The organism is Thermoleptolyngbya sichuanensis A183, assembly GCF_013177315.1.
GTDB lineage: Bacteria > Cyanobacteriota > Cyanobacteriia > Elainellales > Elainellaceae > Thermoleptolyngbya > Thermoleptolyngbya sichuanensis.
In genome coordinates, this window is record NZ_CP053661.1 from 3773242 (window position 1) to 3785892 (window position 12651).

General features: G+C 55.7%; 12 protein-coding genes. 9 read left to right on the forward strand and 3 right to left on the reverse strand.

All coding sequences use genetic code 11. The features are described 5' to 3' along the window. The first annotated feature begins 120 nt into the window (after window positions 1-120). The gene (locus HPC62_RS15665) at window positions 121-597 is read left to right on the forward strand and encodes an acyl-CoA thioesterase (protein WP_068514286.1); all 477 of its coding nucleotides are present in this window, start codon (window positions 121-123) and stop codon (window positions 595-597) included. A gap of 88 nt (window positions 598-685) precedes the next feature. Here the strand turns inward: HPC62_RS15665 and HPC62_RS15670 are convergent, their stop codons facing one another. After that, window positions 686-1255, reverse strand: a complete 570-nt coding sequence (locus HPC62_RS15670; RefSeq protein ID WP_172357174.1) for a cell division protein SepF — start codon at window positions 1253-1255, stop codon at window positions 686-688. 448 nt (window positions 1256-1703) lie between these two features. Between HPC62_RS15670 and HPC62_RS15675 the strand changes: the two genes are divergently transcribed. Then, on the forward strand, window positions 1704-1955 hold the full coding sequence (locus tag HPC62_RS15675; protein ID WP_172357176.1) for a hypothetical protein: 252 nt from the start codon (window positions 1704-1706) through the stop codon (window positions 1953-1955). An 80-nt stretch (window positions 1956-2035) separates the two neighbouring features. Beyond that, on the forward strand, window positions 2036-2239 hold the full coding sequence (locus tag HPC62_RS15680; RefSeq protein WP_172357178.1) for a hypothetical protein: 204 nt from the start codon (window positions 2036-2038) through the stop codon (window positions 2237-2239). A gap of 89 nt (window positions 2240-2328) precedes the next feature. On the opposite strand, the gene HPC62_RS15685 is transcribed toward HPC62_RS15680, so the two are convergent. Then, window positions 2329-3804: a sensor histidine kinase gene (locus tag HPC62_RS15685; protein WP_172357180.1), complete on the reverse strand. Its 1476-nt coding sequence runs from the start codon at window positions 3802-3804 to the stop codon at window positions 2329-2331. Window positions 3805-4396: 592 nt separating this feature from the next. Between HPC62_RS15685 and HPC62_RS15690 the strand changes: the two genes are divergently transcribed. The 6 genes from HPC62_RS15690 (at window position 4397) to HPC62_RS15715 (ending at window position 11576) form a co-directional block, all read left to right on the forward strand. After that, window positions 4397-5392: a PRC-barrel domain-containing protein gene (locus tag HPC62_RS15690; RefSeq protein ID WP_172357182.1), complete on the forward strand. Its 996-nt coding sequence runs from the start codon at window positions 4397-4399 to the stop codon at window positions 5390-5392. Window positions 5393-5989: 597 nt separating this feature from the next. Next, window positions 5990-6469, forward strand: a complete 480-nt coding sequence (locus tag HPC62_RS15695) for a peptidoglycan-binding domain-containing protein (protein ID WP_172357184.1) — start codon at window positions 5990-5992, stop codon at window positions 6467-6469. Window positions 6470-7594: 1125 nt separating this feature from the next. After that, window positions 7595-8857 (forward strand): RNA polymerase sigma factor SigC, encoded by a 1263-nt coding sequence (gene sigC / locus HPC62_RS15700; protein ID WP_172357186.1) that lies wholly within the window; start codon window positions 7595-7597, stop codon window positions 8855-8857. 519 nt (window positions 8858-9376) lie between these two features. Continuing rightward, window positions 9377-10786: a GTP-binding protein gene (locus HPC62_RS15705; RefSeq protein WP_225906867.1), complete on the forward strand. Its 1410-nt coding sequence runs from the start codon at window positions 9377-9379 to the stop codon at window positions 10784-10786. A gap of 14 nt (window positions 10787-10800) precedes the next feature. Then, window positions 10801-11274 carry an SRPBCC family protein gene (locus HPC62_RS15710; RefSeq protein WP_172357190.1) on the forward strand — a complete coding sequence of 158 codons (474 nt, stop codon included), beginning with the start codon at window positions 10801-10803 and terminating at the stop codon, window positions 11272-11274. A gap of 155 nt (window positions 11275-11429) precedes the next feature. Further along, window positions 11430-11576 (forward strand): hypothetical protein, encoded by a 147-nt coding sequence (locus tag HPC62_RS15715; protein WP_172353196.1) that lies wholly within the window; start codon window positions 11430-11432, stop codon window positions 11574-11576. Between the two features lie 118 nt (window positions 11577-11694). On the opposite strand, the gene trmD is transcribed toward HPC62_RS15715, so the two are convergent. Next, window positions 11695-12408: a tRNA (guanosine(37)-N1)-methyltransferase TrmD gene (gene trmD, locus HPC62_RS15720; RefSeq protein WP_172357192.1), complete on the reverse strand. Its 714-nt coding sequence runs from the start codon at window positions 12406-12408 to the stop codon at window positions 11695-11697. Window positions 12409-12651 lie beyond the last annotated feature (243 nt).

The following is a 12651-nucleotide window of genomic DNA, read 5'->3' on the forward strand; positions in this document are numbered from 1 at the left end:
GGGGCTAGGGGGGATCTCTGAGTGCTTAACATTACAGGCGATACCTTTTCAAACACCCTCTAAGAGAATTGATAGGATTTTCATCAAAGACTAAATCTGTCCCTAAGCCGTTATTTGGGTATGCCCTTCACTTACTCTCGCACTGTCCGCTTTCAAGACACCGACGCGGCCGGCGTTGTGTATTTTGCCAACGTGCTGGCTATGTGCCACGAAGCCTATGAAGCCTCCCTCGCCGCTTCAGGGATTAATCTCAATGCCTTTTTTTGCTACCCGCGTATTGCGATTCCCATCACCCACGCCACAGTAGATTTTATGCGGCCGTCTTTTTGTGGGGACGAGCAGAAGATTTACGTCACGCCCAAAAAGCTGAAGGACAGCGAGTTTGAGATCGAGTACGAAGTGTTTACGGTGGAGCGAGTAGGCAAGGAGATCCCCGAAATCCAGGAAACCTGCGTTGCCCGCGCCTTTACCAAGCACGTGTGCATTGACAGCGCCCAGCGCGCGCGATCGCCCCTACCGCTAGAGGTGATGAAGTGGCTCAGCCAGTGGAGCCGCGAAGGAGAAAAGGTGTTTGACGATCTGGAAACCTTGCTCTAGAACCGACTCTTCGTAGAGGGCGTAGTAGGGGGCGGATGGGCGATCGCTCGTCCAGGGCAGACATTCAGAAGTGGCAATCAGGCGGCGATCAGAACGCATTGCCGGGCCAGGGTGGCGGCGAGGTCGGCGGACTCTTTGGGGTCGGAGTGGGAGGATAGGTCAGGTTGCCCAGCGGCAGATCGCCCCGGCCCATCGAGGTAAAGCTGCTGATCTGCACAAAGCTGGGAGTGAATAGGAAAATGTGGTCGCCCAGCCGCTCTTGGTGTCCATCCACCGCATAGGCTCCACCTGCTACATAGTCGGCCGCCCGCTGGGCCTGGTCTGGCTCCATTAGCCCTAGATTCAGAATGACTGACTTGCGCTCTCGCAGCGCTCGCACCGCCTGGGGAATTTCTTCAAAGGAGCGTGGCTCCATCAACACCACTTCGGGCTGATGTCCAGCAGCACGCGGCAAGCCTACGACATTATTAGGGGCGTTATTTGGCGCAGCCCCCCCACGGCGGCGAGAGGGGGGCGACGAGGGCGGAACTCGCTCAGGGTAGGCATCAGCATAGCCGTAGGACTCATCTTCGGCGGTGTATCCTAGATCCTCATACTCGGCATCGTCGTAGGGTTCGCCCAAACCAAACACGTCTTGAATTCGCTGGAAGAAGCTCATGGCTGTGTGAGGGTAGAGAGGACGGAGGGGCTAGCTATGGCGGTGCAGGAATCGTTACGAACAGTATAGGAATCAAAATATAGAACCTAAAAGCTTAGAACTAAAAATTACACAAAACATCAAATCAAGCCTGAATTTAGTTCGCTTGTTCTATTTTAACCTGTGTGCCTAAAATCCTAAAGTGGTTCTGCTCAAGTTTTGTGACGGGTCAAGTTTTATAACGAAGGCGCGAGTCCAAGCGTTTCACTGTCTACTCCGGACTGCAAATCCGACCTGCCCAATCCTTGTGATGCTCATCACATTGTCCAGGGCACTCCATCACCATGCAGGGGCCCTGGCAGTCACCCGATTCTCAGAGAATTATCACCCCCCCGGATTTGTGGAATCACTCGGCTGGAGCGTGAAACAGGAGATAGTAGTCACAGCTAACCCAGAGAGTGTTCCAGCCATGAATGAGACTCGGCCAGCGCTACCTCGACGCAATCTGACTCGCGAAATCAAACCCACCTATTGGCGCAAGCTGATCGAGGCGGGAGTGCCCATTGATGCCGCCGATGCCATTGCCTGGGCGATCGCCCGATACGACACAGTCCGGCGGTTGCCGCCCTCTAGCCAGCAAGCGCTGATTCGGCAATATTGCGCGTTTGTGTGTCGGGCAGGGTTGTGGCGATCGCAGCTTTTGGTCAACCCTGGGCTGTAGTTGCGGGTAGAGTCAGCGCCCTGCGGCACTTCACGACCTCCGCCACGCCGACACCTCCATTGTGACTGATGTGACTAACCATGAACGTTATGCAATCACCGATTACGCGACAGTATGCGATCGCCCAGGCGGCGTTGGAACACGCCGTTTATTTCCTGGAACTCGGAGCCGATACCAAAGCCGCCACCTACTTCCAATTTGCCGCACAAAACTTCCAGGGCATTGCCAAAATGCTGATCGAGCAGGAGACTCGGCGATCGCACCTGGATTCCAGGGAGGGGTAGTGATCGGGTTTTGGGAAGGCAGGCGGGTTCGGTGATCGCGCCTATGATTGCGCCTATGATCGCGCCTATAAGCGTGCTTATGACAGCGCTTATGACAGTGGCAAAAGAATTTCAAATTCGGTGCCGATGCCAGCGGGCGCGTCGGCTGGGAAAAGGGCGGGAGATTTGAGGCGAAACTGGCCGCCGTGTTTGGCGGTGACAATTTGATAGCTGACGGATAGGCTGGTTTCTTTGGCAGCACGACGCTCGACGGTGAACGACTCTAGAATACGCTGCTGGACTTCGGGCGAGAGTCCGGGGCCGTTGTCCGTAATGCGGACAGACACCCAGCGGCGTTCGTTTCGCGCTGCTGCCCCTGAGGGCGATTGGGCTGTTTTAGCGGTTGCTTGGATGGGGTCTGAGTCGGCTGGCGCGATCGCCCCCGATGGGTTGGCCCATGTCCCGCCGCTGGGTGATGGGTCCGACAGTCCCCGGACAGATGTAGTGATGACTATCTGGGGTTTGCTGAGAGAACCGGCCGCCGTGTGGGTGGGGCGATCGCTCATCCCCTCAACCCAGTTCTGGTAAGTGGCCGAGTCCAGCAGCGCCTCGACGGCGTTGATCAAAATATTCATAAACACCTGACTCAGTTGCCCAATAAAGCAGGGCACGGGCGGCAGATGCCCATATTCACACACGATGTCGATTTCTCCAGTCAGGCGGCTTTTTAGCAGCAGCACCATGCTGTCAAGGCATTCATGCAGGTTGGCAGGCTTGGGATAGACCTCATCCACATGGCAAAAGTTTTGCAGGCTGGTGGCCAGGTTCTTGAGCCGCTCGGCTCCGGCGCGGATGCTGGCGATCGCCTGGGGCAGATCCCGTTTTACGTAATCTAGCTCAATAGCTTGCTGAAGCTGCTGCACCGCAGGCGGTACCGACGGCAGGCTGGCTTCGTAGGCGGCGATTAGATTCAGCAGGTCGGCGGCATAGCTCGACACATGGCTGAGGTTTCCCCAGATAAAGCCCACCGGGTCGAGGATTTCATGGGCTACGCCGTCCACCAGTCTCCCCAGCCCAGCCATTTTTTCGCTCTGAATCAGTTGCACCTGGGTTCGCTCATAGCGCACCTGGGTTTCGATGCCGCGAATCTGCCAATGGGCCCGGTTCAGATCATGGGGGCTGAGCAGATAATACGCCCCGTCTGCCTGCACCACGATTGGCTCGTTGAACTGGTCGGGCGATCGCCGTAAGACCTGCTGCGCCGCTGCCAGAATCGGCGTGTGCCCTGGTAGCATTAGCGGCGGCTGGGCGGCGTAGCTGTGCAAGACTTTCAGCGGGCGACCGAGAAATAACTCCGCCCCATGCGGCCGCAGCAGATATTCCAGAAAGCGCTGACGCGACAGCATCCCCACAAACCGCGCCGCATCCCACAGCACCACGCCCGGCAGCGCTGGATGCTCCTCGAACACCGCCGCAACTTGCAGCCCCGTCTGTCCACAATCTGCCCGAAAGTCGTGCAGCGGCAGTTCTTCCAGCGTAGACTCTGAGCTAAGCACTTGAATGTTGGCTTCGCGCAATCGCGGCATCAAAAAATTCTCAGTTAGCGCCTCAGGTGGTTCCCCAGTCAGCACCCCAGTTAGCATTTCTGATAGCGGAGATTCTGCGGAACAATCGGTCGGGAAGTCGCTCGATATCATGAACAGGTTATCTAGAACAGGTTATCTATCGGTCGGAAACAGTCTCAGCGCAGACAGACCGAGCCAATCCCGGCCGGGAAAGCTTCCAAACTCGAAAGTCTCCAAAACCGGGCGATCGCTGTCAAGATTGCTGTCAATTGGGAAACCGTTCAGACAAAATTACACCGTGTAGGACTTACGCAGTTGAACGATTTCTCGCGGGCGCAGCCTGCGAGAAATCGTTCAGAATCGCGAGAAATCGTTCAGAATCTAGAAAACTTATCGCAAGTGCGTAAGTCCTGAACGTGATTAGATGAAATTATTTGTTTAGAATGCCCAGAAATCAAAAAACAGCATCTATTCTTTAGGAGTAGGCAGGCGGCAGGATTCAGCATTCAGGTCAAAAGTCTGGCTACACAACCGTTTCCTGTACTGCCGCAAACATCCCCATCCCTTCGTCTTTCCAAACCTTAATTTCCAACCCCTCATCCCCCAAATCCCTATGACTACTGATTCCACTGCTGCGGCAATTCCCGTTATGTTGCAAAGTGAGGTGATCGGCAAAGTTGTCATCAAGCCGGACACGGCTGAGGAAGTCGGGCGCGTCAGTCGGCTCTGGCTCGATCCCAAAGCGCATCAAATTGTGGGGCTGGAATGCACAGCGGGCGCATTGGGGATTAAGCGCCATGCCTATAATTGGCTACAAATTGCCAGCATTGGCTCTGAAGGAGTTATTCTCAAGGCCCACATTGGCCCAGAACCGACCAAGCCCGATACGGTTGTGTTCGTGCTGGGTGATGAGGTGTGGACGGATAGCGGCAGCCGCGCTGGGCTGGTGGTGGATTATCGCCTTGACCCGACGAGCGGGCGCGTGCTGGATTACCTGTTTACAACCGACGGCTGGGGCGGACTGACGAAGGGACTGCATCGGCTGCATCCGGCGGGCGTGATTGGCGTGAGCGATCGCCGCTTGGTTTGCACTGTGTCTTCGGTCGAGGCGGCGGAGTTGGAAAGCCCCGGCGTGGTGCAGAAGGTGCAGCAGGCGCGGGATTTCCTCAAAAATGATTATTCTCAAACCAAAGCAGATGTCAGCAACCTCAAGCAAAAGCTGACGGGCTTCGTTGGGCAGGCGCAAAGCAGTGCCCAATCGCTAACCGAGCAAACCAAAGCCACCCTTGCAGAGAAAGCTGAGCAGCTTCAGCAAACGACCGAAAAGGCAAAAGAAACCCTTGCGGATAAAGCTGGCCAGCTTCAGCAAACAGCTGAGAACGCTGCTGCACAGGCAAAAGAGAAGCTGGCCGACGCGACAACCCAGATGCAAGCAACGGGGGAAAAAGCCAAAGAGTCTATGGCTAATCTCACGGCCCAGGCACAGGACAAGGCACAGCAGCTTTCGGAACAGGCTCAGGGGGCGATCGCCGATGCAACCCAGCGCCTCCAGCCGCCTGAGCCGCCTGCTGCCAGCCCAGAAGACCTGCCTGATTCCTCTAATTCCTAATCCACTTCCTAATCAACACCTCCCGCTTCCCGCCACAGGTTTGAGCTTGTTTGAGGTCATAACGCTGAAACCACTGGGAAATGGTTCTGGTGTCAAGGGCGATCGCACAATCCACCTCTTTTTCGATGGAGAAGGACGGGTTTTGCGATCGCCCTTTTTGCAACAAACCAAGAGGTTCATGCTAGCGGGTGATCAGAGTGGGTGATCTGGGTCTACACCGCAGCATGAAGAATTATTTTGAGCCTTTGCCTATCTTGATACTAGAGAGCGATTCAGGATTGTATCTCGACTTGGTGAACGAACCTTCTGCAAGTGGGGGTGTTCCCATTGCACCCCCGCCCTTCCTTCCAGACGGTTTTCAGTGCAAGGTTCCACCATCAAGCCTTCAGGATTAAATAGCAGAATGACTTACGCAGTTGGACAATTTCTCGCGGGCTGCGCCCGCGAGAAATTGTCCAAAACCCAAAGAGCTTATCGCAAGTGCGTAAGTCCTGAACAGTTTCAGAGTTTTAGCAAGGTTACTGTGCGGGGAGCTAGTCTAACCCTTGCAGCACACCTAGCGCCCGACCCCCCGACCAAACTTCAGGATTCGTGACCATGAAAACGGTTTATTCTTTGCAACAATTCATCGCCGTGCTATCGGGGCTGGGATATTTCGCAAATTCGGACGCAAACTCGGACAGCCTGCAAAACAACCCGCAGCCAGAGCAGCGCAAAGGACAAAGCCAGCGGGCGAGGGATGACCTGCAACTGGCAATTTGTACCTTTCAGGCACACTACGGGCTGCCGCTGACGGGCGAAGCAGACCAGCCCACCCAGGAAAAAGCACGCCAGCTTATTCGCAACTTGCACCACGGACTGAAACAAACCGTGAGTCCGGATCTGTCCATCAGCGAGTTTTATGGGCCGCGCACGGTTAGCGCCGTTCAGCAGTTTCAAGCGCAACACAGACTGCCTGCGACTGGCGTTGCCACGGCTAGCGTCCGCAGCGCTATTGAAGAAGACCTCAAACAGCAACTCCGGCAAGCCCTCGGCCGTGCTGGCAATCGGCGTACCCCTTGTCCCTGTGCAAATTAGTGGGCTGGAATCGACCCAAAAGCCAGGGCACGTAATCAACGTTGTCCCAAAGCCGTCATCCGCATCCTCATCATCCGCATCCTAAAGACTCAAAATTTTGCAAGGTCCTGGACAATATCTATATAAACTATTAACAAAGTAGATTACACAGCAGCGCGATCGCCCCATTTTATTCACGCTGCCTGCACCTAACTCGATTCATGCAGCCCTTAAATCCCTCGTCTAAAGGCGCGAGATGTGCCTGAAATCAGCTATTTGTGCAACTCGGCGGTCACGCTGTCTGGCAGCCATAGAGCCAGCAGAAAATATAGTCTGAAAAAGGGAAAGGGGCGATCGCCCACCCAAATCTCACGCGCCGCCGGAATTTGAGTTTCAAATTTGTATTCTTTGAAACCAGACTCCGCCTTTTTGCGGACAAAATACCCGCCGAATATGGGTTCTTTTGATGTAGGAAGTGTGAACTTCAGAGGCCCCCTCGGGAATTTTCGGAGGGCAGCTTGTAGAACTTTATGTAAGAGCTTTGTGCAAACTGCCTCCATCGACCTGTTTGTGACTCGCTTGAGTCTGCGTCTTGCATCAAGACTGCTTTGTGACAACAGGCATTGAGCCGTTTGCCGCCGAAACCGGGTGCGTCTAGACCATTAGCATCAACACTGCGTCATCACAAGACCTACGCAGAACCTAACGTAAAACCTGCGTAAGCCCATTGGCTAAAGCCGATAGATGTTTATAGACCGAATCCTCAGGACTGGCCTAGCGTTTGGATTCTTATTGAGTTGTCAAATTGAGTTGTCAATAAGAGTTGTCACCGACCAAAACCGCATCCCGGTGTGGACTGTTGACTGAATCCATTGCCTTAGCCCAAGCGCCTGCCGCGATCTGCCACCCGTCCACTCCTCCGCAAGTTTCCCCCTTTCGGATGTGGCACTCGACTCTAGTCGCAGGGTTAGTTGGCATCGCTTTGTGCAGAGGACTGGAAGTCTTTGCTAGCCGCGACGCTCAAACGCTTGGATGGAACCTGAATATTCTTTTTCAGTCCTGATGAATTAGTCCTGAATACCGGGAACACTATCGGTAAGCAGTGAAAGAAGCCCCTTGTTACCTGGAGCAACTGAGACGAGTACTATGCCAGCAAGATCTTTCTCCGCTGAGGCGGACTACAACGACTCCTCGAATAGCTTTGAGCTTCAAACTGGCGCTGTCAACGCTCAAGATGACGATTTAGAAGCGCAACTGAGCGAGGATTTGGCAAGCCTGGAAATGGAGTATGGGGCGGGTGCAATCGGCAAAAACGCCACCGCGCGGCGCACGACTGACTTGGTGCGACTCTACCTCCAGGAAATTGGGCGGGTGCGGCTCCTGGGGCGCGATGAAGAAGTCTCGGAAGCTCAAAAGGTGCAGCGCTATATGTCTTTGCTAGAGGCTTGCCACAAAGCAGCCGAACAGGGCGACCAAGCGCTCCAGCACTACCTGCAAATTATGGAAACTCAGGATCGGCTGGCATCCATGCTGGGGCATCGTCCCTCGCTAGAGCGCTGGGCCGAGGCGGCGGGGATCGCCGTGACAGAACTGAAGCCGCTGCTGGCACAGGGCAAGCGCCGCTGGGCAGAACTGGTGCAGCGTCCGGTGGAGGAATTGGAACTGGTGCAATCGGAAGGGCTGGCTGCCAAGGATCACATGATCAAGGCCAACCTGCGCCTAGTGGTGTCGGTGGCCAAGAAGTATCAGAATCGCGGGCTGGAATTGCTGGATCTGATTCAAGAGGGCACGCTGGGTCTGGAGCGAGCAGTGGAGAAATTTGACCCGACGAAGGGTTATCGCTTCAGCACCTATGCCTACTGGTGGATTCGGCAGGGCATCACGCGGGCGATCGCCACCCAAAGCCGAATTATCCGCCTGCCCGTCCACATCACCGAAAAGCTCAACAAAATCAAGAAAGCGCAGCGCAAAGTCTCTCAGGAGAAGGGCCGCACCGCCACCTACGAAGACATCGCTGCCGAACTCGACATGACCGCGCCCCAGGTACGCGAGGTGTTGCAGCGTGTTCCCCGCGCTGTGTCTCTGGAAACCAAAGTGGGCAAGGAGCGCGACACGGAACTGGGCGACCTGCTGGAAACCGAAGGCGCATCGCCAGAGGAACTGCTGATGCGGGAATCTCTGATCCGCGATTTGCAGCAGTTGCTCACCGACCTTACCAGCCGCGAGCGCGACGTAATTCAGATGCGCTTTGGACTGGGCGACGGACAGCCCTATTCTCTGGCGGAAATTGGCCGGGCGCTGGATCTGTCTCGTGAGCGGGTGCGCCAGATCGAGGCGAAGGCGTTGCAAAAGCTGCGTCAGCCCAAGCGTCGCAACCGCGTCCGCGACTATCTGGAAGCGCTGTCGTAGCGCGATCAGCTAGTTCAACAGCTAGTCCAACCGTCAGTCCAAACCATTGAACAGTGCATCTGACCTAGTTGGATGCACTTTCGCGTTTTATAGTCCGCATTTTGTAGAGAATGTGACTGGATTTGGAGAAGGTATCTAAAGCGCTTGTCAGTCCGTCTTCTACGGCAGCTTGGGAAATCGCTAGGATTAGACATAGAGCAGGATATCGGGCAAGACATCGAGCAGGCGCGATGAGGCGCTTCGTAACCCAATTCCATGCCCCTTGCTGTGCCAACTTGTGGCTAACTTGTGTGCCAACTTGTGGCTACTTGTAGCTAACTTGTAAAGCTGCTGTTTGAGGCGGATCTGAGAGGGCAATGGGGCTGGGTCATAGTCTTGAATTGTTGGCTGGATCATTGCAGGAGTTTGAGATTGGCAGATCGTAAGGACAGGTCAGACCGTTCAGGCAGTCCCCATCCTAGAACCCTTCCTACAAACCCGGCTCAGGACGCTGCCGAGCGATCGCCCTTTGACCCCGCCCTGGATCAAGAACTGGACGAGGCGATCGCCAGTTTTCGCGAGATCCAGGCAGATCTAACCTACTGTCAGGCGCAGGACGCGCTGCGGGATCTGGTGAATGGGCTAGATCTGACCCCGCGAGAGCGATCGGGTTTGGAAACAGAGCTAACCAGCCTGCAAACCCTGCTGCAAAAGCTCGACCGCATGGTGGTGCAAATTGCGGTGTTTGGCATGGTGGGGCGGGGCAAGTCGTCGCTGCTGAATGCGCTGCTGGGGCAGTCGGTGTTTGAAACGGGGCCGGTGCATGGCATCACGCAGGCGGTGCAGGCGGCGAACTGGGAAATTCGGCAGGAGGCGATCGCCGGAAGCGCTCAGGAGGTTCTGCGGGTGTCGCTGCCGGGAACGGGCCAGTCGCAGGTAGAGCTGATCGACACACCGGGCATCGACGAAGTAGACGGCGAGGGGCGCGAACAACTGGCACAGCAGATTGCCAAACAGGCGGATCTAATCCTGTTCGTTGTATCGGGCGATATTACCCGCGTGGAATATGAGGCGTTGTCGGCGCTGCGGCAGGCGGCTAAGCCGATGCTGCTGGTGTTCAACAAGGTGGATCAGTATCCCGATGCCGATCGTCAAGCAATTTATCAGACCATCCGCGACCAGCGCGTGCGAGAACTGCTGTCGCCGGACGAAATCGTCATGGCGGCGGCTTCGCCGATGACGACGACGGCCGTGCGTCAGCCTGATGGCCAGCTTGTGGTGCGCCGAGAAGCCGGAAAGCCCCAGATAGACGACCTGAAGCTGAAAATTTTGGAGATTTTGCACCGCGAGGGCAAGTCGCTGGTGGCGCTGAATACGATGCTCTATGCCGACGATGTGAGCGATCGCCTGTTGCAGCGCAAGCTCGAAATCCGCGATCGCAGCGCCGATGACCTGATCTGGCAGGGCGTGATGACCAAGGCCGTGGCGATCGCCCTGAACCCGATTACCGTGCTGGATCTGCTGGGCGGCGCAGTGATTGAAATTGCCCTGATTGTCACCCTGTCACGGCTCTACGGCATCCCCATGACCCAGCAAAACGCCCTCATGCTGCTGCAAAAAATGGCAATTGGGCTAGGCGGCGTGACGGCCAGCGACCTGCTGCTGACGCTGGGACTGGGTTCGCTGAAAAGCCTGCTGGGTGCCGCGGCTCCAGCTACTGGGGGCGCGTCGGTGTTGCCCTATGCCTCCGTGGCGATCGCCCAGGCAGGGGTCGCAGGAGTGTCTACCTACGTCATTGGCCAGCTCACCAAAACCTACCTCGCCAACGGCGCATCCTGGGGGCCCACCGGGCTAAAAACCGTCGTCAGCGAAATTCTTGACTCTCTTGACGAAGCCTCCATTCTGAGCCGAATTAAGGACGAATTGCAGGCTAAGTTGGAGCAGCGATAGAAGGGATGGGGAGAATGGCTGATTTTCAGATCTTTGAGCAATCTATTCAGATCAGCGCCAGCGCAACAGCGGTCGAGCAGTGTCTTATAGACCTGGAGTTGATGCATCGCTGGCTCAATCCGGCGCTGCGCTGTGAGCCTGTGGGTGTTTGGAGTACAGAGCTAGGCAGCAAGAGCCGATTTCTGATTCAAACGCCGCTGGCGCAACCTGCGCTCTACAGCACGGTGGTCGAGCGGGAGCCAGGGCTGATCGTGTGGGAGTTTAGGGGATTCTTTCAGGGGCGCGATCGCTGGGAGTGTCAACCGACTTCTACGGGCACGACGCTGATCAATCGCTTTGAGTTTCGCATTCCCAACCCCGTCATCCGCTATGGGTTTAATACGTTTGCGGCGGAGTGGACTCGGCAGGATATGCAGGCGCAGTTGCGGCGGCTAAAGCGCGTGGCAGAAGCGCTTTACAATAGCTCACAAACCGCGCCCAAAAAGTGAAGAAACGTATGCAAAACTAAACCTTGATTACAGATTCCCAGCCTTCAACGGGGAATTTCCGACCTGGGTGATAGTTTGATGAGTATCGAATAACACCATCAAAAACTTTCGCTCGGTTTAGCTCAATGTACGATAAGAACACGAAAAAAGATTGGTTGAGCGCGGTTCTAACTGCGACGCTGGGCGCAGGAGCCGTGACCACATTTGCCATTAGCCAGGGGCAACATCCGGCGATCGCCCTCAGTATTACAGCCTTTGCAGTTTTGGCTGCCTTAATGATTGATCACTACAGCCCGTCCTGAGTTTTAGCTGCAATTTGAGTCTAAATTCAAGCAAAACGGGAAACCAAAACTTGAGCTGACCTGAGCTATTGCTCAATCCCGACTATTGCCCAACGAGGTAATTTTCCGGTGCAGTCTCCTAATCAGGCTCTTTGGGGAAAGACTTTTGCCGCTCCTGCCATGCCTGCCAAAGGTCGGGGCGGCGTTTCTGCGTGCGCTCGAGCTGCTGTTCGTGCCGCCAGTGGGCGATCGCCTGGTGGTTTCCCGACAGCAGCACATCGGGCACGCGCCACCCGCGAAACTCCGCCGGACGAGTGTATTGGGGATAGTCCAGCAGCCCATCCTCAAAGCTTTCCAGCTTCAGCGACTCGACTTTTCCCACCGTCCCCGGCAGCAGGCGAATCACGCCATTTAGCAGCGCCAGCGCCGGAATTTCGCCACAGGTCAATACAAAGTCCCCCAGCGACACTTCCCGCGTCACCAGATGCAGCACGCGCTCGTCTACGCCCTCGTAGTGTCCACAGATAATGACCAGTTGATCCCGGCTGCTGGAAAACTCCTGAAACATCCGCTGGCACATCGGCTCCCCCTGCGGAGTCATGAGCAGCACCTCCCGTCGGGGTAGCACGGGCAGCGACTCCACCGCTGCAAAGATCGGCTCCGGCTTCATCAACATCCCCACGCCGCCGCCATAGGGTTCGTCATCGACCTTGTGATGCTTGTCGGTAGTGAAATCGCGGGGATTGGTCAGATGCACCTCCGCGATCTGGTTTGCCAGCGCTTTGCCCAGCAGTCCGGATTGCAGGGGAGAGGAAAAGAAATCGGGAAACAGGGTGATTAGGTCGAAGCGCACGAGGGAAAGAGGGAAGAACGAAGAGGGAAGAACGAAGAGAGAAGAGGGCTGGAAGGGGGGGCGGCTGCTTTGGAGTATTGTTCTTTGGAATAGTTTTCGGAGTGGTTTCTGGAGGCTTTGGGGGGTTGGTGGTCGTAAAAGGCGATAGGTTTTTGCACCTATGCTCAAGGGGGAATGTAATGAAGCTAGGATAGGGTTCGCACAAAAACTACCGTTAAAGGCTTGAGAGTATGGTTAAATAAT

Bases quoted from the DNA above. Each gene is read 5' to 3' on its own strand.
- HPC62_RS15665 (WP_068514286.1), top strand. From the start codon at position 121: ATGCCCTTCACTTACTCTCGCACTGTCCGCTTTCAAGACACCGACGCG.
- HPC62_RS15670 (WP_172357174.1), bottom strand. From the start codon at position 1,255: ATGAGCTTCTTCCAGCGAATTCAAGACGTGTTTGGTTTGGGCGAACCC.
- HPC62_RS15675 (WP_172357176.1), top strand. From the start codon at position 1,704: ATGAATGAGACTCGGCCAGCGCTACCTCGACGCAATCTGACTCGCGAA.
- HPC62_RS15680 (WP_172357178.1), top strand. From the start codon at position 2,036: ATGAACGTTATGCAATCACCGATTACGCGACAGTATGCGATCGCCCAG.
- HPC62_RS15685 (WP_172357180.1), bottom strand. From the start codon at position 3,804: ATGCCGCGATTGCGCGAAGCCAACATTCAAGTGCTTAGCTCAGAGTCT.
- HPC62_RS15690 (WP_172357182.1), top strand. From the start codon at position 4,397: ATGACTACTGATTCCACTGCTGCGGCAATTCCCGTTATGTTGCAAAGT.
- HPC62_RS15695 (WP_172357184.1), top strand. From the start codon at position 5,990: ATGAAAACGGTTTATTCTTTGCAACAATTCATCGCCGTGCTATCGGGG.
- sigC (WP_172357186.1), top strand. From the start codon at position 7,595: ATGCCAGCAAGATCTTTCTCCGCTGAGGCGGACTACAACGACTCCTCG.
- HPC62_RS15710 (WP_172357190.1), top strand. From the start codon at position 10,801: ATGGCTGATTTTCAGATCTTTGAGCAATCTATTCAGATCAGCGCCAGC.